Annotated in this window: 20 protein-coding genes; all 20 read left to right on the top strand. The window is 72.1% G+C overall.

Annotation, left to right across the window (positions count from 1 at the left end):
* Positions 1-1408, top strand: a 1408-nt coding sequence (locus tag EBH09_RS23610) for an MFS transporter (protein ID WP_121748941.1), incomplete at its 5' end; no start/stop codon positions are given.
* Positions 1405-1854: an acyl carrier protein gene (locus tag EBH09_RS23605; RefSeq protein ID WP_121748940.1), complete on the top strand. Its 450-nt coding sequence runs from the start codon at positions 1405-1407 to the stop codon at positions 1852-1854. The genes EBH09_RS23610 and EBH09_RS23605, both read left to right, overlap by 4 nt.
* Positions 1851-2666: a 4'-phosphopantetheinyl transferase superfamily protein gene (locus EBH09_RS23600; protein WP_121748939.1), complete on the top strand. Its 816-nt coding sequence runs from the start codon at positions 1851-1853 to the stop codon at positions 2664-2666. Before EBH09_RS23605 ends, EBH09_RS23600 begins: the two co-directional genes overlap by 4 nt.
* Complete coding sequence (fabD, locus tag EBH09_RS23595) at positions 2663-3616, top strand: ACP S-malonyltransferase (protein ID WP_121748938.1); 954 nt, start codon at positions 2663-2665, stop codon at positions 3614-3616. Before EBH09_RS23600 ends, fabD begins: the two co-directional genes overlap by 4 nt.
* Positions 3617-3647: 31 nt before the next feature.
* Positions 3648-5207, top strand: coding sequence for an acyl-CoA carboxylase subunit beta (locus EBH09_RS23590; protein ID WP_121748937.1), 1560 nt, complete (start codon positions 3648-3650; stop codon positions 5205-5207).
* Between the two features lie 44 nt (positions 5208-5251).
* A complete protein-coding gene (locus EBH09_RS23585; protein WP_121748936.1) occupies positions 5252-6115 on the top strand; it encodes an NAD(P)H-binding protein in 864 nt (287 codons plus the stop codon).
* A 78-nt stretch (positions 6116-6193) separates the two neighbouring features.
* Positions 6194-6859 carry an antibiotic biosynthesis monooxygenase gene (locus tag EBH09_RS23580; RefSeq protein ID WP_121748935.1) on the top strand — a complete coding sequence of 222 codons (666 nt, stop codon included), beginning with the start codon at positions 6194-6196 and terminating at the stop codon, positions 6857-6859.
* A gap of 192 nt (positions 6860-7051) precedes the next feature.
* Positions 7052-7288: an acyl-CoA carboxylase epsilon subunit gene (locus EBH09_RS23575; RefSeq protein ID WP_121748934.1), complete on the top strand. Its 237-nt coding sequence runs from the start codon at positions 7052-7054 to the stop codon at positions 7286-7288.
* Between the two features lie 68 nt (positions 7289-7356).
* On the top strand, positions 7357-7950 hold the full coding sequence (locus EBH09_RS23570) for an NAD(P)H-dependent oxidoreductase (RefSeq protein WP_121748933.1): 594 nt from the start codon (positions 7357-7359) through the stop codon (positions 7948-7950).
* A 171-nt stretch (positions 7951-8121) separates the two neighbouring features.
* Positions 8122-9081, top strand: a complete 960-nt coding sequence (locus EBH09_RS23565) for a hypothetical protein (RefSeq protein WP_121748932.1) — start codon at positions 8122-8124, stop codon at positions 9079-9081.
* Between the two features lie 104 nt (positions 9082-9185).
* Positions 9186-9851: a hypothetical protein gene (locus EBH09_RS23560; protein ID WP_121748931.1), complete on the top strand. Its 666-nt coding sequence runs from the start codon at positions 9186-9188 to the stop codon at positions 9849-9851.
* A 39-nt stretch (positions 9852-9890) separates the two neighbouring features.
* Entirely contained in the window at positions 9891-10700 is an 810-nt protein-coding gene (locus tag EBH09_RS23555) for a class I SAM-dependent methyltransferase (RefSeq protein ID WP_121748930.1), read from the top strand.
* A 63-nt stretch (positions 10701-10763) separates the two neighbouring features.
* Positions 10764-11984 carry an MFS transporter gene (locus tag EBH09_RS23550; protein ID WP_121748929.1) on the top strand — a complete coding sequence of 407 codons (1221 nt, stop codon included), beginning with the start codon at positions 10764-10766 and terminating at the stop codon, positions 11982-11984.
* A gap of 21 nt (positions 11985-12005) precedes the next feature.
* Positions 12006-13148, top strand: coding sequence for a nucleotide disphospho-sugar-binding domain-containing protein (locus EBH09_RS23545; protein WP_121748928.1), 1143 nt, complete (start codon positions 12006-12008; stop codon positions 13146-13148).
* Between the two features lie 100 nt (positions 13149-13248).
* Positions 13249-14388 carry a DegT/DnrJ/EryC1/StrS family aminotransferase gene (locus EBH09_RS23540; RefSeq protein ID WP_193776485.1) on the top strand — a complete coding sequence of 380 codons (1140 nt, stop codon included), beginning with the start codon at positions 13249-13251 and terminating at the stop codon, positions 14386-14388.
* A gap of 23 nt (positions 14389-14411) precedes the next feature.
* On the top strand, positions 14412-15479 hold the full coding sequence (locus tag EBH09_RS23535) for a glucose-1-phosphate thymidylyltransferase (protein WP_121748927.1): 1068 nt from the start codon (positions 14412-14414) through the stop codon (positions 15477-15479).
* A complete protein-coding gene (gene rfbB / locus EBH09_RS23530) occupies positions 15476-16486 on the top strand; it encodes a dTDP-glucose 4,6-dehydratase (RefSeq protein WP_121748926.1) in 1011 nt (336 codons plus the stop codon). Before EBH09_RS23535 ends, rfbB begins: the two co-directional genes overlap by 4 nt.
* Complete coding sequence (gene rfbH, locus EBH09_RS23525; protein ID WP_121748925.1) at positions 16483-17787, top strand: lipopolysaccharide biosynthesis protein RfbH; 1305 nt, start codon at positions 16483-16485, stop codon at positions 17785-17787. Before rfbB ends, rfbH begins: the two co-directional genes overlap by 4 nt.
* Positions 17788-17846: 59 nt before the next feature.
* The gene (locus EBH09_RS23520) at positions 17847-19253 is read left to right on the top strand and encodes an NDP-hexose 2,3-dehydratase family protein (RefSeq protein ID WP_121748924.1); all 1407 of its coding nucleotides are present in this window, start codon (positions 17847-17849) and stop codon (positions 19251-19253) included.
* Entirely contained in the window at positions 19253-20212 is a 960-nt protein-coding gene (locus tag EBH09_RS23515; protein WP_121748923.1) for a Gfo/Idh/MocA family oxidoreductase, read from the top strand. The genes EBH09_RS23520 and EBH09_RS23515 overlap by 1 nt, the downstream gene beginning before the upstream one ends.
* Positions 20213-20254: the final 42 nt, after the last annotated feature.

Here is a 20254-nt window from a genome sequence, read left to right as displayed (position 1 = left end):
GACGCTTCCGACCAGCCCCTCGCACCACGGTCAGGCGACGGCCGGCGCGACCTGGAGCCCCGCGCTGTGGGGTCTGCTGTTCGTCCTCGCCGGGAACATGCTCATCGACGCCCTGGAAGTCTCCGTCGCGATCGTGGCCCTGCCCGCCGTCGGCGAGGACCTCGGCATCGCTCCGCACCGGCTGCACTGGGTGGTGACCGGCTTCGCGGTCGGGTTCGGCGCCCTGATGCTGTTCGGCACCCGCGTGGTCGCCCTGCTCGGCCGCCGTCCCGTCTACCTGGCGGCCCTGCTCGTCTTCGCCGCGGCATCGCTGGCGTCGGCCTTCGCGGACAGTCTCGTCCCGCTCGTCGCCACCCGCCTGGTGAAAGGCTTCTGCGCCGCGCTCACCGCCCCCACCGGTCTCGCCATCATCGCCTCCGTCTTCCCCGAAGGACGCGCCCGCGGCCGCGCCGTGTCGGTCTACACCCTCTTCGGCGCGAGCGGCTTCTCCGCCGGTCTGCTGCTGTCCGGCCTGCTCACGGAAGTCGGCTGGCGCTGGACCTTCGCGTTCCCCGCCCCGGTGGCGCTGCTGCTGTTCCTGTGCGGACTGCGGCTGATCCCGCGCGACACCCCGGACCCGGACCGGCCGCGCCGCTACGACGCGGCGGGGGCGCTCACGCTGACCGGCGGCACCCTGTTCCTGGTGCACGCCGTCACCTCCGTCCCGGCGACCGGCTGGGCCGATCCCCGCACCATCGCGGCGTTCCTGGGGGCGGCCGTCCTGCTGCCCGCCTTCGTACGGATCGAACTGACCGCCCGCGCGCCGCTGATCCGGCTCGACCTCCCGGCCGGCCGGCCGCTGGTCCGCTCCGCCCTCGGCGCGGCCGCCCTCAACGGTTCGTATCTGGGGATGCTGCTGGTGAGCACGGTCCACCTCCAGCGGGCGGGCGGCTGGTCCCCGCTGCAGACCGGACTGGCCCTGCTGCCCGCGAGCCTCCCGCTCGCCCTGTCCGCCCTGCACTCCGGACGTCTCGTCAGCCGCTTCACCGCCGCCCGGCTGATCGCGGTCGGCGCGGTCTTCCCGCCGCTCGGCTACGTCCTCCTGCTGCGCCTGGACACCCCGGTGCGCTACGCGGTCGACGTCCTGCCCTCGATGCTGCTGGTCGGTGCCGGCTTCGTGCTCTCCTTCACCGCCCTGCACATGCAGGCGACCTCGGCCGTCCCGGGCGGCCGGCAGGCCGAGGCGAGTGGCCTCTACCAGACCGGCGTCCAGATGGGCGCCGTACTGATGCTCGCCCTGGTGGCGGCCGTGCAGCCGGCCGGCCACCGCGCCGCCCTGCTGCTGGTCACCGCCGTCGGCGTGCTCGGCCTGCTGATCGCCCTCGGCGGCGTACTCCCTGACCGCAACCGAACTCTGGAGGAGAGATGAGGCACCTGAGCGCCCGGGCCGACTGGGGCTGGGACGACTGGGACCCGGAACCCGAACCCGGCCCGCCCGTCGAGGTGAGGGCCCCCGACGCGGCCGAACTGGCCGTCGCGCCCCCCGACGAACGCACCCGCATCATCGACCGGTACGTCCGCGAGGAGCTCGGCCGCGCGCTGGGCATGGCCCCCGAGCTCATCGACACCACCGGCCGCCCCATGCGTAGCCTCGGTGTCGGCTCGATCACGGGCATGGAACTGCAGCACCGCATGGAGGCCGCCCTGGGCCTGGAGGTGAACCTGCAGCGGCTGCTGCTCGCCAACAGCGCGGCGGAGCTGATCGACTGCCTCGCCGGGCAGTTGGGCGCCGACGGCCACTCCCACCCGCTCTCCGGTGCCGCGCACACCGGCCCGGCACGGCCCCGGCACGCCGGTGCAGCGGTCACGGCATGACCGCCCCGGCCGCGGTTCTCGCCTCGCCCGCGGTGGCGCCCGGTCGGCTCGATCTGTGGCTGCTCAGGGCCCCGAAGGCCGATCGCGCGGCCTCGCTCGACCTGTCCGAACTGGACGGCCACGAACGCAACCGCGCGGCGTCGTTCGTGCGTCCCGCCGACGGACTGCTCTACGCGGCCGCGCACATCGCCCTGCGCCGGCTGCTCGGCTCGTATCTCGGGGTCGCCGCCCAGGACGTGCCCTTCGTCCGGGAGCCCTGCCCCGGATGCGGCAAACCGCACGGCAGGCCGGCCGTCGCCGCACCCGACCCTCCCCTGCACTTCTCCCTGTCGCACAGCGGCGGACTGGCCCTCGTCGCCGTCGCGCACACCACGGTGGGCGCGGACCTGGAGAAGCTGCCGGGCGCCGAGACCGTCGCGATCTGCGCCGAGGCGCTGCACCCCGGCGAGCGGGCCGAGTTGGCGCGCGTGCCGCGGACGGAGCGGGCGGAGCTGTTCAGCAGGCTCTGGACCCGCAAGGAGGCCTACCTCAAGGGACTGGGCACCGGCCTGAGCCGCTCCCCGTCGGCGGACTACCTCGGCTCCGATCCGGCCCGCCGGCCGGCGGGCTGGACGATCACCGACATCCCCAGCGGGCCCCGGCACTCCGCCGCCGTCGCGCTGAAGGGCGACGCCCCGGCCCGGACCTCGGTCCGCCGGCTGCCCATGGACTGGCTGTACGCCGACGACGTCAAGGGCCTCTTCGACGAGCTGGTGCGCTCGCGCCCGTCCCGTACGGCAGCCCCTCACCGAAGGAGAGACGCACCGTCATGACCAGGACCGCCTTCGTCTTCCCGGGCCAGGGCTCCCAGCGCGTCGGCATGGGGCGCCACCTCGTCGAGCGCTGGCCCGACCTCGTGGACCGCTACTACCGGCCGGCCGACGACCTGCTCGGCCTCCCGCTGTCCCGGCTGTGCTGGGAGGGCCCCGAGGCCTGCCTCCAGGACACCCCGGTCACCCAGCCCGCGGTGTTTCTGACCAGCCTGGTCACGCTCGACGTGCTCGGCCGGCACGGCGTGCGGCCGGACGTCGTGGCCGGGCACAGCCTGGGTGAGTACGCGGCGCTCGTCTGCGCGGGCGCCCTGGACTGGCAGGACGCGCTGACGCTGGTCCGCCTGCGCGGCGAGCTGATGGCCACCGTCAACGACCGGGCGCCGGGCAGCATGGCGGCCGTCATCGGTCTCGCGCCCTCGATCCTGGAGGGCATCTGCGCCGACATCGCCGCGGCCACCGGGCTGGCCGTGGACGTGGCCAACGACAACGACCCCGCGCAGCTGGTGGTCTCCGGCCGCACCGAGGCCGTGACCGAGGTGATGCGGCAGGCGCGGCTGGCCGGCGCCCGCCGTGTCGTGGACCTCAACGTCCCGGTCTCGTTCCACAGCGCCCTCATGGACGGGATCGCGGCGGACTTCGCCGAAGCCCTCGAGGAGACGGCCTTCCGCGCCCCCTCGGTCCCCGTCCTCTCGGCGGCCACCGCGGGGCCGGTCACCACCGCGGCCGAGGCCGCGGCAGTCCTGCGCCGCCAGCTCACCGGGCGGGTGCGGTGGACCGACACGGTACGCAACCTGACGGCGGCCGGCGTGGACCGGTTCGTCGAAGTGGGGCCCGGCCGGGTCCTCGGCGGCCTGTGCCGTCGTATCGCACCCCAGGCGCGGGTTCGCACCACGGACGACGCCCGGCGGCTCGACCAGGCGCTCGGCGCGGTCACCGCGGCCGTCGTCTGACCCATCACCGACATCGAAGTGGGGGACCATCATGACCGCACAACCGTTGCAGGACCGCCTCGACGAACTGAGCGCCGTCAAGGAGGCGGCGCGTGAGGGGGTCGACCCGGCCGCCACCGAGCGGCAGCACGCCAAGGGCAAACTCACCGCCCACGAGCGCATCGAACTGCTCCTGGACAAGGGCTCGTTCAACGAGATCGAGCCGCTGCGCCGGCATCGCGCGACCGGCTTCGGCCTGGAGGCGAAGAAGCCGTACAGCGACGGTGTGATCACCGGCTGGGGCACGGTGCACGGCCGCACGGTCTTCGTGTACGCGCACGACTTCCGGGTCTTCGGCGGCGCGCTGGGCGAGGCCCACGCGGAGAAGATCCACAAGGTGATGGACCTGGCCGAGGCCGCCGGTGCGCCGCTGGTGTCGCTGAACGACGGCGCCGGGGCGCGCATCCAGGAGGGTGTCACCGCGCTCGCCGGGTACGGCGGCATCTTCCAGCGCAACACCCGTTCCTCCGGCGTCATCCCGCAGATCAGCGTGATGCTTGGCCCGTGCGCGGGCGGCGCCGCCTACTCGCCCGCGCTGACCGACTTCGTGTTCATGGTCCGCGAGACCTCGCAGATGTTCATCACCGGCCCGGACGTGGTCAAGGCGGTGACCGGTGAGGAGATCACCCAGAACGGGCTCGGCGGCGCCGATGTGCACGCCGCCACGTCCGGCGTCGCGCACCTCGCCTACGACGACGAGGAGAGCTGCCTGGAGGACGTGCGCTTCCTGCTCTCGCTGCTGCCGTCCAACAACCGCGAACTCGCGCCGGTCGAGCGCGGCGACGACCCCGCCGACCGCCCCACCGACGCGCTGCTGGACCTGGTCCCGGCGGATCCGGGCCAGTCGTACGACATCCGGGCGGTGATCGAGGAGGTCGTCGACAACGGCGAGCACTTCGAGATCCACCCGGCCTGGGCGACGAACATCGTCTGCACCCTGGCGCGCCTCGACGGGCACGTCGTCGGTGTCGTCGCCAACCAGCCCGCCGCCATGGCCGGCGTGCTGGACATCGAGGCGTCCGAGAAGGCCGCCCGCTTCGTGCAGCTCTGCGACGCCTTCAACATCCCGCTGGTGACGCTGGTGGACGTGCCGGGCTTCCTGCCCGGCGTCGACCAGGAGCACAACGGGATCATCCGGCGCGGGGCGAAGCTGCTGTACGCCTACTGCAACGCGACCGTGCCGCGGATCTCGCTGGTGCTGCGCAAGGCGTACGGCGGCGCGTACATCGTCATGGACTCCCGCTCGATCGGCGCCGACCTGGCGCTGGCCTGGCCCACCAACGAGATCGCGGTCATGGGCGCGGAAGGCGCGGCGAACGTCATCTTCCGCCGTGAGATCAACGCCGCCGACGACCCGGACGCGGTGCGTCAGCAGCGCATCAAGGAGTACAAGTCCGAGCTGATGCACCCGTACTACGCGGCCGAGCGAGGGCTGATCGACGACGTGATCGATCCCCGTGACACGCGGACGGTCCTGATCAAGTCCCTGGCCATGCTCCGCGCCAAGCACGCCGACCTGCCCTCGCGCAAGCACGGCAACCCCCCGCAGTGACCCCTCCCCCTCCCGCACCGTCCCACCACACGAGGAATGCATCCATGTCGCAGCAGAACACCGTCCTGGTGACCGCTTCCACCGGCAATGTCGGACCGCACGCGGTCGCGCAGTTGCTGGAGGCCGGCGCCACCGTGCGCGCCCTGGTTCTGAAGGACGACCCGAACGTCGGCCGGCTGCCGGAGGGCACCGAGATCTTCCACGGTGACCTCACCGAACCGGACACCCTGGACGCGGCCCTCGACGGCGTCGACGGCGTGTTCCTGATGTGGCCGTTCTTCACCACGGACGTGAGCACCGCGCCGGCCGTCATCGAGAAGATCGCTGCGCGTCCCCGCCGGGTGGCCTTCGTCTCCTCGGTCGGCGTCCACATCGGCCTGGAGCGGGTGGACAACAACTGCCACGCCTACATCGAGGAGTTGCTGGAACCGACGGACGTCGACTGGACGTTCCTGCGCACCACCGGCTTCCAGGCCAACGCCCTGGGCTTCGCCGAGCAGATCCGTGCCTCGGGCGTGGTCCGCTTCCCGTACGGAGCGGCCGTGCGCACCTCGGTGCACGAGGCCGACCTCGCGGCCGTCGGGGTCACCGCGCTGCTCACCGGGGCGCACGCGCGGCAGAAGTACCTGGTCACCGGCGCCGAGGAGCTGTCCCAGCGGGAGCAGGCGCGGATCATCGGCGAGGTCATCGGCCGTGAGGTGGACTGGGAGGACGTCGAGCACGACGCGGCGCGGGCGGCGATGGTGGCCTCCGGCTGGCCGCCGGCGTACGCGGACGGTGCCCTGGACTACTTCGCGACGATCACCGAGAAGCCGGAGCTGGGTTCGACGGTGGTACAGGACGTGACCGGCCGGCCCGCCCGGACCTTCCGCTCCTGGGCGCGGGAGCACGCCGACGCCTTCCGGTGACCGCACCGGCCCCCGCCACCGTTCCGCCGAAGAGCGGCGGGACGCAGCACCGACGGACGAGGAACGACGGAGTGTCCCATGGCATCTGAGCGCGAACCCGGGGCCGCGAAGGTGGGCTTCGTGACCTTCGGCGTCCTGCGGGTGGACGGTCCGGAGACCGCCTCGGCCCTGGTCGGGGTCCTGGCCGAGGAAGTGACCCGCTGGGTGCGGCACGCCAGGGGATTCGTCTCCTCGCGCGTGCACGTCAGCACCGACGGCACCACGGTGATCAACCGGGGCGAGTGGACGGACGAGGAGGCGTATCGCACCTCGTTCCGCGAGAACCCCTCGGGCGGGGTGCTGCACGCCCTGGGCACCCGGCCCGGCGTGCTCGCGGCGACCGTCTTCAGTGGCGCCCCGGCCGCCGCCCCGCTCGAAGGGCCCGAGCCCGACGCACAGCCCGGCGTGGTGTGTGTGGCCACCCGGCACCTGGGCGGCCCCGCGTCGGCCGACGCGGTGCTCGACCTGCTGGCGAACAGCGGCGAGTGGAAGCGGCACCACCCCGGCTTCATCTCGGCCACGCCCTACGTCGACAAGGAGGGCGCGACCTTCGTGAACTACCCGATGTGGGTGAACGAGGTCGCCTACCAGGCGTGGATGGCCGATCCCCGGATCTCCGAGGGACAGGAGGAGTTGGCGCGCCTGGAAGTGGCCCCGCCCGAGTACGTGCTGTGCAGGGTGGCGGTCCAGGTCGACGCCGCGTGAGGGTGCGGCGCGCGGCTGCCGGGGAGTTGACGTCCGCCTCACCTCCTCCTGACGCTCCGACATGAATTCACCGGCATTTGTAGAACTTCACCGAGATCTGAATCTGCGGGCCTTGAAGTTCCGCACCCGGTCGAAGAAGCTAGTTATTAGATTCCGCTGATGTGTCTTGTCTGCTGCAAAGGGGAGTCAGTAATGGATACGTCCGTCCCGGACCAATTCATTCGTGTGGAAAAAGGCTCTCCGAACGCCGAGGAACTGGCAGCCCTCACCACGGTCGTGGTCGCCCTGGCCGTGGCGCGCGCCGGGCAGAGCAGTGATACCGCGCGGGGTGAGCAGCACACCGCCGGCTGGCGCCGCCCGGAGCGGCAGTCCGGATTCCGTGGACCGCGCACATGGCGTGAGAATCCCCCGGTCACCGAAGACCACTGAATTCCCGGCGTTCGGGGAATTCCTCGACATCCGGTAAACGAAGCTCCATCGCATGTGAAAGGTTCACTATGACCGAGAATCCCATCAAGCTCGCCGTCATCATCGGCAGTGTGCGCGGCGGACGCTTCGGTCCGACCGTGGCGAACTGGTTCGTGGAGCAGGCGAAGAAGCACGGCGACTTCACCGTCGACCTCATCGACCTGGCCGAGTTCCCGCTGCCCGTGCAGATGCCGGCGTTCGGCGAGGACCCCGACCCCGAGACGAACGCGATCCAGGAGCGGCTGAGCGCCCGGCTCCACGAGGCGGACGCCTTCGCCGTCGTCACGCCCGAGTACAACCACACCTTCCCGTCGTCCCTGAAGAACGCCATCGACTGGTTCTTCGACGAGTGGATGGCCAAGCCGGTCGGCCTGATCTCGTACGGCGGCATGGGCGGCGGCCTGCGCGCGTCCGAGCACCTGCGGCAGGTCTTCGCGGAGGTCCACGCCACGACCGTGCGCGACATGCTCAGTTTCCACAACGCCTGGTCGGACTTCGAGCAGGAGGGCCGGCCGGCCAGCCCGGCGGGCAGCGAGGACGCCGCCGGGAACCTGCTCAACCAGCTCGCCTGGTGGGCCGAGGGTCTGCGCGAGGCCCGCGACAAGCGCCCGTACAAGCGCTGAGGCGACCGGCTCCGCGCGGGACCGCACCGGTCCCGCGCCGACCCGCCCGGGCGTCGGCACACCGGCCGGCGCCCGGTCCTTCTGTCCACCTGCCCCTTCCTTCCCTCCACCCCCTCCTTCCCGCTCTCCTGCCGAGCCACTACTTCGGTGTCATTCCTGGGAGTTCTCCGTATGAAGAGAAGGTTCACGTCCTTCCGTCGCGCCCGGATCGGCATAGCCCTGGGCGCGCTGCTGACGACGGCCCTGACCGTCCCCGCGGCCGCCCATGCCTCCCCGGCCTCCCCGGCCGAGGCCAGGGCGCCGCGCACCGCCGTGGCAGCCGCCGCCGAGGAGTCCGCCGGCGTCCGCACCGTGGACGTCAGCTCCACCGCGACCACCCTGGACGCCCCGAGCACCATCCCCGGTGGAACCGTCCGGTTCCGGACCACGACCACCGACACGGCGTCCGGCTGGATCGGTCTCGCGCGTCCGCGCCCGGGGGTGACCTGGGAGGAGTTCCGCACCACCCTGATGAAGATCATCAACGCCAACGGCCCGGACATCATCGAAGGCAGCGAGGAGATGCTGTCCACCGCCGACCTGCTCGGCGGCACGGTCATCTACCCGGATCAGCCGGCCGCGTTCACCCAGCGGCTGAGCCCCGGCCGCTACTTCCTCTTCGACTACAAGCACATCCGTGACGCGCAGCCCCGCTACCGCACCCTCGACGTCTCGGGGTGGGCCCCCGGTTCGGCGCCGCCCGCGCACGCGGTCGTCACCGCCAAGCTCGTCGACGGCGCCCCGCGGTACGAGGTGACCGGCACGGTGAAGGCCGGCCGGCCGCTGGTCTTCAGGAACTCCATGCCCGTCGGCCAGCCCGCGGAGGCGATCTTCTTCCCGGTGCCGGACGGCGTGACGGAGGAGGAACTCGTCGCCTGGTTCGACAAGTTCGGCGACAGCGGCCAGTTCCCGGAGGACCCCGGTCCGCTCGGTGAAGGCCCCGGTGGACTGCCGATGTCCGCGGGTGTCTCCTCGGTGCTCCAGCTGCCGCTGCAGCCCGGCCGGTACGTGATCATCGACTGGCTCAGCGACGCCCAGGACGGCCGCATGCTCCTCAAGAAGGGGCACTACGAAATCATCCAGGTCGGCTGAGTACGCGGCGGAAGCCGGGCACGGGGCGCGTGGGCACACCAGCCACGCCGGGCCGGTCCGCTCGCCTCGTGCCGTACAGCCGCCGCACCACGGGAGCTCTGCCCATGACTTCGGCGAACACCCCCGAACCGGGCTTCGTCACCTTCGGTGTGCTGCGCACCGACTCCCCGGAGGCCGCCCGCCGACTGGTCGGTCTGATCACCGGCGAGGTCGACCGGTGGGTCCGGCACACCGACGGCTTCCTCTCCGCGCGGACCCACGTGAGCCTCGACGGCACCACCGTGGTCCAGTCGGGCCGCTGGGCCGACGAGAGGCGCTACCGCGACTCCTTCGTGCGCCACCCCGAAGGCCGGGTACTGCACACGCTCGGCGAGCGGCCCGAGGTGCGCGCCGCGAGCGTGTTCGACGGTTTTCCCGCCGCCGGTGTGCCGGGACCCGCGGCCGGCCGCGCGCCCGGTCTGGTGGGTTTCGCGGTCCGCCGCCTCGCCGGGCCGGAGTCCGCCCGCGCCGTCCTCGGCCTGCTCGCCCGCAGCGGCCGGTGGAAGAGGACGTCACCCGGGTTCATCTCGGCGAGCCCGTACATCGGGCCGGACGGCACGACGTTCGTGAACTGCCCGATGTGGGTGGACCGCGACGCCTACGACTCCTACATGAAGCATCCGGACATCGCCGAGGGCCTGGAGGAGGTGGCCCGGCTGGAAGTGGCACCGCCCGAGTTCCTGCTCTGCACCGTGGCCGCCGACATCGGGGCGCCGGCACGGGACCGCTGAGCCGCGACGGCGGCGAAGGGCCAGGACAAGGGAAGACGGATGACCGAAACGACCACGCAGAGGAACCACAGCACCGGGTCCCTGAGCCGGGGCAGAACCTCCCCGATCGACCAGGTCCAGCTGTTCGAGAGGAAGTACGACCCGCTGACCCGGGACATCATCGGGGCGCTGCCCCTCGACCGGTCCTGGCGCTGCCTGGAGCTGGGCGCGGGCGGTGGCTCGATGGCCGGCTGGCTGGCCGGGCGGGCGGACCGGGGCAGCGTCCTGGCCCTGGACGTCGACACCTCCCACCTCACCACCGTGCACGCCGAGCCGCCGGCCAACCTCACGATCCGGCAGGCGGACGTCGCCGACGCCGACTTCGCGCCCGGCTCGTTCGACCTCGTCCTCGCCAGGGCGGTGTTCGAGCACCTCGCCGAACCCGCGGCCGTCCTGGAACGTGCGGTCCAGTGGCTGGCCCCCGGCGGCTGGCTGGTGGTGGAGGACTTCTACTACCTGCCGCCCGAGGACTCCACCAGCGAGGTCGGCCGCACGCTCATCGAGGGCTACCTCCGGCGCATGCGCGCGCAGGGGGCGGACCTGTGGTGGGGCCGCCGGCTGCCCGCCTCCCTCGCCTCGGCGGGGCTGACGTCCGTGGCGTCCCGCCTCACTCCCGCGGGCCCCGGCCAGTCCGCCGTCGACGACGAGCTGATCGCCCTGCGGATGCGCCAGGAAGGGCATGTCCTCGTCGACAACGGGGTGGTCACCGCGGAACAGCTCGCGGACTTCGTCGGATCGCTCGGTGACCCCCGGGTGCGGGACACGACGACCCTGCTGGTCTCCGCCTGGGGGCAGCGCCCCACCGCCTGACGGCGGGACGGACGCCCCGCCCCGTCCTATTCCGACCGCGCATCGCCGAACCAGGAGTCGCACATGAAAGCCCCCACGAGCGCCGGCCGCGGCGCCGTACTGCCCGTCCTTCTGCTCGCCTCGACCCTCACGGTCATGGCGGGGGCCGTCATCGCGCCCGTCCTGGAGGTGATACGCGACGATCTCGGCCTCAGCGGCACCGCGGCCGGCATGATCCTCACGGCCCACGGGCTGTCCATCGCCGTCACCAGCCCCGTCGTCGGCTGGCTGATCGACCGCTGGGGCGTACGGGTGCCGCTGGCCGGCGGACTGCTGCTGTACGGCGCGGCCGGCGGCGCGGGGGCTTTCCTCAGCTCCTATCCGGCGCTGATCGCCACCCGTATCGCCTTCGGTGTCGGCGCGGCCGCCGTCTTCGCCGGCACCACCGTGGCCCTCCTCTCGTACTACCAGGGCGCGCAGCGCGACACCGTGATGGGCTGGCGGTCCACCGCCATCAGCCTCGGCGGCGTCATCTGGCCGCTGCTGGCCGGCGCGATCGGCGGGCTGTCCTGGCACGCTCCCTTCGCCATCTACCTCATCGGCGTCCCGCTCGGCCTGCTCACGCTGCTGGCCCTGCCCCGCACCGATCCGGCCCCGGCCACGGACGGCACCGGCGACGGCGGTGAGCGCATCCTGCCCTTGCTGATGCGCCGCCCGGCACTGCTCGGCTACTACGGCCTGCTGATCGTGGCGTCGCTCCTGCTGTACGGCCTGGCCGTGTTCAACCCGTTCCGGCTGGCCGAGATCGGCATCGAGAAGCCCTTCCTCGTGGCGCTGATCAGCACGACGGCGTCGGTGGCCATGAGCCTCGTCGGCCTCTGGTACGCCAAGCTGCGCGCCGCCCTCGGCTACGGTCCGCTGCTGCGGATCACGGCCGTGTGCTGGACGCTGGCCTTCGCCCTGCTCGGCCTGACCGGTCACGCCGCGCTGGTGGTGATCGGCAACGGGCTGTTCGGCCTGGGCATGGGCATCCTCATGCCGGCCGTGACCGTCCTGATCGGTGACACGGCGCCGCCCGCACTGCGCGGCCAGGCCACCGCCCTGTCCGGAACCGCCTCCTTCGCCGGGCAGTTCTGCTCCCCGCTGATCCTCGGCCCCCTCGTCGACAGCACGTCCGTGAAGACCGGGTTCCTGGCGTGCGCCGGAGTGGCCGCCGTCCTGCTGCTGGCCCTGCTGCCGGTACGCATCACCGACCCGGCGCCCGCGCCCCAGGACCAAGGAGAGCCGGAACAGGCCGTCGCCTGAGCCCGCGCCCCAGGAGGAACCATGAAGATCCTGTTCATCCCGGGCGGCAGCCCGGCCACCGTCTTCGGCCTCGTCCCGCTCGCACAGGCCCTGCGCGGCGCGGGGCACGAGGTGCTGATGGCGTCGACCGAGGACATGATGCCGGTCGTCACCGGAACCGGCGTCCCCGGCATCGCGGTCACCCCGCACGACATCTGGCACTACATCACCAAGGACCGCGAGGGGAATCCCAAGGAGATCCCCGACGACCTGCCCCGCCAGGGGCCGTTCGTCGGCCGGTGGTTCGCCCAGATGGGCGCCGACGGCCTGCCGGTGCTGCTCGACATCACGCGCGGCTGGCGGCCCGACCTCGTCGTCGGCGGATCCATGTCGTACGCCGCCCCGCTGCTCGCCGCCCACCTCGGCATCCCGTACGTACGCCAGGCCTGGGACACCGACGACTCCAACGCGCAGGACCGGGGCGCTGAGCGTGAACTCCAGCCGGAACTGCGCGCCCTCGGCCTCAGCCGGCTCCCCGAACCGGATCTGCGCATCGAGATCTGCCCGCCCAGCCTCACCCCGCCCGAGGCGCCGCCCGCCCGGCTGATGCGCTGGCTCCCCGGCAACCTCCAGCGCGGCCTGGAGCCCTGGATGTTCACCCGCGGCGACCGCCGCCGGGTGTGCGTCACGGCGGGCAGCCGGGCCACCCCGGAGCGCACGTTCGCCTTCCTGCGGGGCCTGGTCGAGAACATCGCCCCGCTCGACGCGGAGATCGTCGTCCCGGCCCCCGACGCTCTCGCCGCCGACCTGCGCGCCGAGCTCGACGGGGTGCGCACCGGGTGGATCCCGCTCGACGTCCTGGCGCCGACGTGCGACCTCGTGGTCCACCACGCGGGCGGCGCCACCACCATGACCACGATGAACGCGGGCGTGCCCCACCTGATCATTCCGGAGGCCGTGGTCTTCGACGCGCCCGCGCGGCGCATCGCGGACTTCGGCGCGGCCCTGGTGCTGTCGCCGGCCGAGGCCACCCCCGAGCGGGTCGCCGAGGCGTGCGGGCGGCTGTTGTCCGACCCGTCGTTCAGGGAACGCGCCCTGGAGCTGTCCCGGGAGATCGCCACGATGCCGCTGCCCGCGGAGATGGTCGGCCCGCTGGAGAAGCTCGCCGCGCGGGGCCGCGGCTGAGCCGAGCTCCCCCTCGCCCCCCGGGCCCTGTCCGGCCACCCGGCCGGACAGGGCCTTCTGTCTGCCCGCCCGCCCCGCCCCTCTCATCCAGGAGACAGACGTGATCAATCTCTTCCAGCCGCAAGTGGGCAAGGAAGAACTCGACGCCGTCGCCGAGGTGTTCGACAGCCACTGGCTCGGACACGGCCCCCGTACCAAGGCGTTCGAGGCCGACTTCGCGGAGCACATCGGCGTCGACGCCGAGCAGGTCGTCTTCATCAACTCGGGCACGGCCGGCCTCTTCCTCGCCCTGGAGGCGCTGGACCTGGCCGAGGGCGACGAGGTGGTCCTGCCGTCGCTCAGCTTCGTCGCCGCGGCCAACGCCATCGGTTCCACCGGAGCCCGCCCGGTCTTCTGCGACGTCGACGCCCGCACGCTCAACCCCACCGCGGAGGACGTGGAGCGGTCGCTCACCCCGCGGACCAAGGCGGTGATCGTGCTGCACTACGGCGGTTACCCCGGCGACATCGTCCGCATCGCGCGACTGTGCCGGGAGCGGGGCGTCGCGCTCGTCGAGGACGCGGCGTGCTCTGTGGCGTCGCGCGTCGGCGGCCGGGCCGTCGGTTCCTTCGGGGACCTCGCGATGTGGAGCTTCGACGCCATGAAGGTCATGGTCACCGGCGACGGCGGCATGCTGTACGTGCGGGACCGGGAGCTGGCGGCGCGGGCCCGGCGCCTCGCCTACCACGGGCTGGCCCAGCCCAGTGGCTTCGGCCACGCCAAGGTCTCGCACCGCTGGTGGGAGCTGGACGTCCCGGAGATCGGCCGGCGCGTCATCGGCAACGACCTGACGGCCGCGATCGGCTCCGTGCAGCTGCGCCGGCTGCCGGAACTGGTCGCCCGCCGCAGGGAGATCGTCGAACTCTACGACCGGGAGCTGGCCGGCCTCGACGGGGTCAGGACGCCGCCGCCACTGCCCGAGGGGCACGAGTCCAGCTACTACTTCTACTGGGTCCAGATGAGCCCGGAGATCCGCGACGAGGTCGCCTCCGAACTGTACGCGGCCGGCGTCTACACCACCTTCCGCTACGCACCGCTGCACAAGGTGCCCGCGTACCGCGCCCAGGACGAGGTGCTGCCCGCGTCGGACAAGGCCTCCGGCGAGACCCTCTGCCTGCCCCTGCACCCGGGGCTCGCCGACGAGGACGTACGAACCGTGGCCGCCGCTCTGCGCGAAGCCGTCCAAGCACGTCACAAGTAACCACCACGCGAGGAGAAGTCCCCATGAAGGCTCTGGTGCTGTCGGGCGGGGCGGGAACCCGGCTCCGACCTTTCAGCTATTCCATGCCCAAGCAGCTCGTTCCCATCGCCAACAAGCCCGTCCTGGCGCACGTCCTGCAGAACATCAAGAACCTCGGTGTGCGGGAGATCGGCGTCATCGTCGGCGACTGGGCGCCCGAGATCGCCGACGTCATGGGTGACGGCGCCCAGTGCGGCACCCGGGTCACCTACATCCGCCAGGACCACCCCCGGGGACTGGCGCACTGCGTGGAGATCGCCCGCGACTTCCTCGGCGACGACGACTTCCTGATGTACCTGGGCGACAACATGCTGCCCGACGGCATCACCTCCATCGCCGAGGAGTTCACGGCCAACCGGCCCACCGCGCAGGTCGTCGTGCACAAGGTGCCCGACCCGCGCGCCTTCGGCGTGGTCGAGCTGGACGCCGACGGCAAAGTCGAGCGTCTGGTGGAGAAACCGCAGCAGCCGCGCAGCGACCTGGCGCTGATCGGGGTGTACTTCTTCACCCCGGCCATCCACGAGGCGGTCGCCGCGATCGAGCCGAGCGCCCGTGGCGAGCTGGAGATCACCGACGCCATCCAGTGGCTCGTCGCGAACGGAGCCGACGTCCGCGCCAGCGAGTACGACGGCTACTGGAAGGACACCGGCAACGTCGACGACGTGCTGGAGTGCAACCGGCACCTGCTCGACCGGCTCGACGCCCACCTCGCCGGGGACGTCGACGACGCCAGCGAGGTGGACGACCAGGTCGTCATCGGGGCCGGCGCGCGCATCGTGCGCTCCCGCATCCAGGGCCCGGTGATCGTCGGCGAGAACACGGTCGTCGAGGACTGCGAGATCGGCCCGTACACCTCCATCGGCCGCGACTGCGTGCTGCGGGCCAGCGCCGTGTCCGACTCCATCGTGCTCGACCGGGCGCGGATCTCCCGCGTCCAGGGCCTGCGCAGCTCCCTCATCGGCCGGGACGCCACGGTCGGTACGGGTGACTGGACGGCACCGCACCACCGGCTGGTCGTGGGCGACTTCACCCGGGTCGAGGTGGCCGCATGAGGCTCCTGGTCACCGGGGGCGCGGGGTTCATCGGCTCGCACTTCGTGCGCACCCTGCTGGACGGCGGCTACGCGGGCCACGAGCGGACGCGGGTCACCGTGCTGGACAAGCTCACCTACGCCGGCAACCGGGCCAACCTGCCCGCCGCCCACTCCCGGCTGGAGTTCGTGCGGGGCGACATCTGCGACCTGCCGCTGCTCATGTCCCTGCTGCCGGGTCACGACGCGGTGGTGCACTTCGCCGCCGAGTCGCACGTCGACCGGTCCGTGGAGTCCGCCGCGGAGTTCGTCAGGACCAACGTCGGGGGCACGCAGACCCTGCTGGACGCGTGCCTGGCCACCGGTGTGGGGCGCGTCGTCCACGTCTCCACCGACGAGGTGTACGGCTCGATCGCCGAGGGGTCCTGGACCGAGGAGTGGCCGCTCGCGCCCAACTCGCCGTACGCCGCCTCCAAGGCCGCGTCCGACCTGATGGCCCGCGCCTACTGGCGCACCCACGGGCTCGACGTGTCCATCACCCGCTGCTCCAACAACTACGGCCCGTACCAGCACCCGGAGAAGCTCATCCCGCTGTTCGTGACGAACCTGCTGGAGGGCGTGCCCGTGCCGCTGTACGGGGACGGGCGCAACATCCGCGAGTGGCTCCACGTCGACGACCACTGCCGGGCCGTCGCCCTCGTGCTGGACAAGGGGCGTGCGGGCCAGGTCTACAACGTCGGCGGCGGCAACGAGCAGACCAACCTCCACATCACCGAGCGGCTGCTGGACCTGTGCTTCGCCGATCCCTCCATGGTGCGCAGGGTCGCCGACCGCAAGGGTCACGACCTGCGGTACTCGCTCGACGAGACCCGGATCAGGGAGGAGCTGGGGTACGCCCCGCGGATCCCCTTCGAGCAGGGGCTCGCCGACACCGTCGCCTGGTACCGCGACAACACCGACTGGTGGAAGCCCGTCAAGCACCCCGGCGACGACGCCGGAACCGGAAGCCGAGAAGGGAAGCGGTCATGAGCGACCACAAGGCCCTGGTCCTCGATGCGGCCAGGAAGTACCACGAGGACCAGCGCGACAGGGAACCCTTCGTCCCCGGGGTCACCGAGATCTGGCCCTCCGGCGCCGTGCTGGAGGAGGAGGACCGGCTGGCGCTGGTCGAGGCGGCTCTGGAGATGCGGATCGCGGCCGGGCCCAGCTCCCGGAAGTTCGAGTCGCGCTTCGCCCGCCGGCTGAAGCGCCGCAAGGCGCACCTGACCAACTCGGGCTCGTCGGCGAACCTGCTCGCCATGACGGCGTTCACCTCGCACCTGCTCCAGGAGCGCCGGCTGAAGCCTGGCGACGAGGTGATCACGGTGGCCGCGGGCTTCCCGACCACCGTCAACCCGATCCTCCAGAACGGGCTCGTCCCGGTCTTCGTCGACGTCGAGCTGGGCACGTACAACACCACGGCCGACCGGGTCGCGCAGGCCATCGGGCCGAAGACCCGCGCCATCATGATCGCGCACGCGCTGGGCAACCCCTTCGAGGCCGCCGAGATCGCCCAGCTCGCCGAGGAGCACGACCTGTTCCTCATCGAGGACAACTGCGACGCGGTCGGCTCCACCTACGACGGACAGCTCACCGGCACCTTCGGTGACATCACCACCGTCAGCTTCTACCCCGCCCACCACCTGGCCATGGGCGAGGGCGGATGCGTGCTGACCTCGAACCTGGCGCTGGCCCGGATCGTGGAGTCCCTGCGCGACTGGGGCCGCGACTGCTGGTGCGAGCCGGGCGAGAGCAACAAGTGCCTCAAGCGGTTCGACTACCAGATGGGCACCCTCCCCGCCGGGTACGACCACAAGTACATCTTCTCCCACGTCGGTTACAACCTGAAGGCCACCGACATCCAGGCTGCTCTGGGACTGACCCAGCTGGACAAGCTGGACCGGTTCATCGACGCCCGCAAGCGGAACTGGCGCCGGCTGCGGGACGGCCTGGACGGGCTGCCGCACCTGATCCTCCCGGAGCCGACCCGGCGCAGCGACCCGAGCTGGTTCGGTTTCGCCCTCACCGTGGACCCCGAGGCGCCGTTCCGGCGGGCCGAGCTGGTGGACTTCCTGGAGGGCCGCAAGATCGGCACCCGCCGGCTCTTCGCCGGCAACCTCACCCGGCACCCCGCCTACATCGACCAGCCGCACCGTGTCGTCGGCGACCTCGGCAACAGCGACGTCATCACCGAGCAGACCTTCTGGGTGGGCATCTACCCCGGGCTGACCGACGAGATGACCGACTACATCGTCTCCTCCGTCAAGGAGTTCGTGGCCGCCCGCGGCTGACCCCCGGGCGGTGTCCGCCCGCCCGATCGACCAGGAGCCCGAGCAACCAGGAGTACGTCATGCCGTCCACCGTCGCCCGGCCCCCGGCCGGGCCGCGCACCCTGCGACCCCGGTCCGACACCTCGGTCGCCGCCCGGATGGCCCGGTCGGCCGCCCGGACCACCGGCGCCCGACTGCGCACCGAGGACTTCCCCCAGTGGCTCGAAGGGCGCCGTGCGGCCCACCGCTTCCGGGTCGACCGCATTCCGTTCGGCGAGCTGGCGGGCTGGTCGTTCGAGGCGGCCACCGGGAACCTCGTGCACCGCAGCGGCCGGTTCTTCACCGTCGAGGGCCTGCACGTCACCGCCGACACCGGTCCCTTCCGGGAGTGGTACCAGCCCATCATCAAGCAGCCCGAAGTCGGCATCCTCGGCATCCTCGCCAAGGAGTTCGACGGGGTGCTGCACTTCCTGATGCAGGCCAAGATGGAGCCCGGCAACCGCAATCTGCTGCAGCTCTCCCCCACCGTCCAGGCCACCCGGAGCAACTACACCAAGGTCCACCGGGGCGCGGACGTGAAGTACATCGAGTACTTCACCCGGCCGGGCCGCGGCCGGGTCCTCGCGGACGTGCTGCAGTCCGAGCACGGTTCCTGGTTCTTCCGCAAGAGCAACCGGAACATGATCGTGGAAGCCGTCGGCGAAGTGCCCCTCCACGACGACTTCTGCTGGTTGACCCTGGGCCAGATAGGCGAGCTCCTGCACCTCGACAACGTCGTGAACATGGACTCCCGGACCGTGCTCGCCTGCGCCCCGTTCCCCGACGGCGACCACGGCGCTCTGCACGCGGACACCGACCTGCTGTCGTGGTTCACCGCCGAGCGCTCCCGGCACGACGTACGCGCCGAACGCGTGCCCCTCGACCGGCTGCCCGGCTGGAAGCGGAGCGAGTGGACGATCGACCACGAGGAGGACCGGTACTTCCGGGTCGTGGCGGTCGCCGTCCAGGCCGGCAGCCGGGAGGTCGCGGGCTGGACCCAGCCGCTGTTCGAGCCACTGGGCCTGGGCGTCACGGCCTTCCTCACCCGGCGCATCGGCGGTGTGCCCCACGTCCTGGTGCACGCCCGGGTCGAGGGCGGTTTCCTCGACACCGTGGAACTGGGCCCCACCGTCCAGTACACGCCGGACAACTACGCCCACGTGGCGGTGGAGGACCGGCCGCCCTTCCTCGACCTGGTGCTGGACGCGGACCCCTCCCGTATCCGGTACGAGGCCGTGCACTCGGAGGAGGGCGGCCGGTTCCTCAACGCCGAAAGCCGCTACCTCATCGTCGACGCCGACGAGGTCCAGGCCCCGCTCGACCCGCCACCCGGCTACCGCTGGGCGACCCCCGGCCAGCTCACCTCGCTCGTCCGGCACGGCCATTACCTCAATGTGCAGGCGCGCACGCTGCTGGCCTGCCTCAACGCGACCGGGGTGCGCGTCTGATGGCACCGGTACGCATCGGGGTCCTCGGCTGCGCCGACATCGCACGGCGCCGCATGCTCCCCGCCATGGCGGCCGCGGACGGTCTGGAGGTCGCCGCGGTCGCCAGCCGGGACGCCGGGCGGGCCCGGGAGCTGGCGGGGCGGTTCGCCGCCCGGCCGGTGCACGGATACGCCGCGCTGCTGGAACGCGACGACGTCGACGCGGTGTACGTGCCGTTGCCGGCGGCTCTGCACGCCGAGTGGACCGAGGCCGCGCTGCGGGCGGGCAAGCACGTCCTGGCCGAGAAGCCGCTGACCACCGACCCGGAGGCCACGGCCCGGCTCGTCGAGCTGGCGGGGCGCTCGGGCCTGGCCCTGATGGAGAACGTCATGTTCGTCCATCACTCCCAGCACGAGGCGGTGCGCACGCTGGTCGCCGAGGGGGCGGTCGGTGAACCGAGGGCCTTCCACGCCATGTTCGCGATCCCGAGGCTGCCCGACGACGACATCCGGCACCGTGCCGACCTGGGCGGCGGCGCCCTGTGGGACACCGGCGTCTACCCGGTGCGCGCGGCGCTCCACTTCCTGGGCGACGGGCTCCGGGTCGTCGGTGCCACCCTGAGCAGCGGGCCCGGCCGTACCGTCGACACGGCGGGGACCGCGCTGCTGGCCGGCCCCGAGGGGGTCGGTGCCCAGCTCACCTTCGGCCTCGACCACGCCTACCGTTCGACGTACGAGATCTGGGGCAGCGAGGGGCGGATCACCGTCGACCGCGCCTTCACCCCGCCCGCCGACTTCGTACCGCGCGTCCGCCTGGAGCACCGCACCGGCACCCGGGAGATCCCGCTGCCCGCCGACGACCAGGTGGCCCGTACGGTCACCGCGTTCGTCGAGGCCGTACGCGCCGGAGCCGCGCCGGATCCCGTGATCCTGCGGCAGGCCGCGCTGGTGCGGGCGGTGCGCGAGCACGCCGCGGCCTGAGCGCTGCCGCCCCTGCCCCGTACGCCCCCGACGGGCGGCCGG

Origin of the sequence: Streptomyces sp. E2N166 (assembly GCF_003671715.1) — a bacterium.
GTDB classification, from domain to species: Bacteria; Actinomycetota; Actinomycetes; order Streptomycetales; family Streptomycetaceae; genus Streptomyces; species Streptomyces thinghirensis.
The sequence above is the reverse complement of the archived record's forward strand: the minus strand, read 5'-3'. Positions and strand labels throughout refer to the sequence as shown.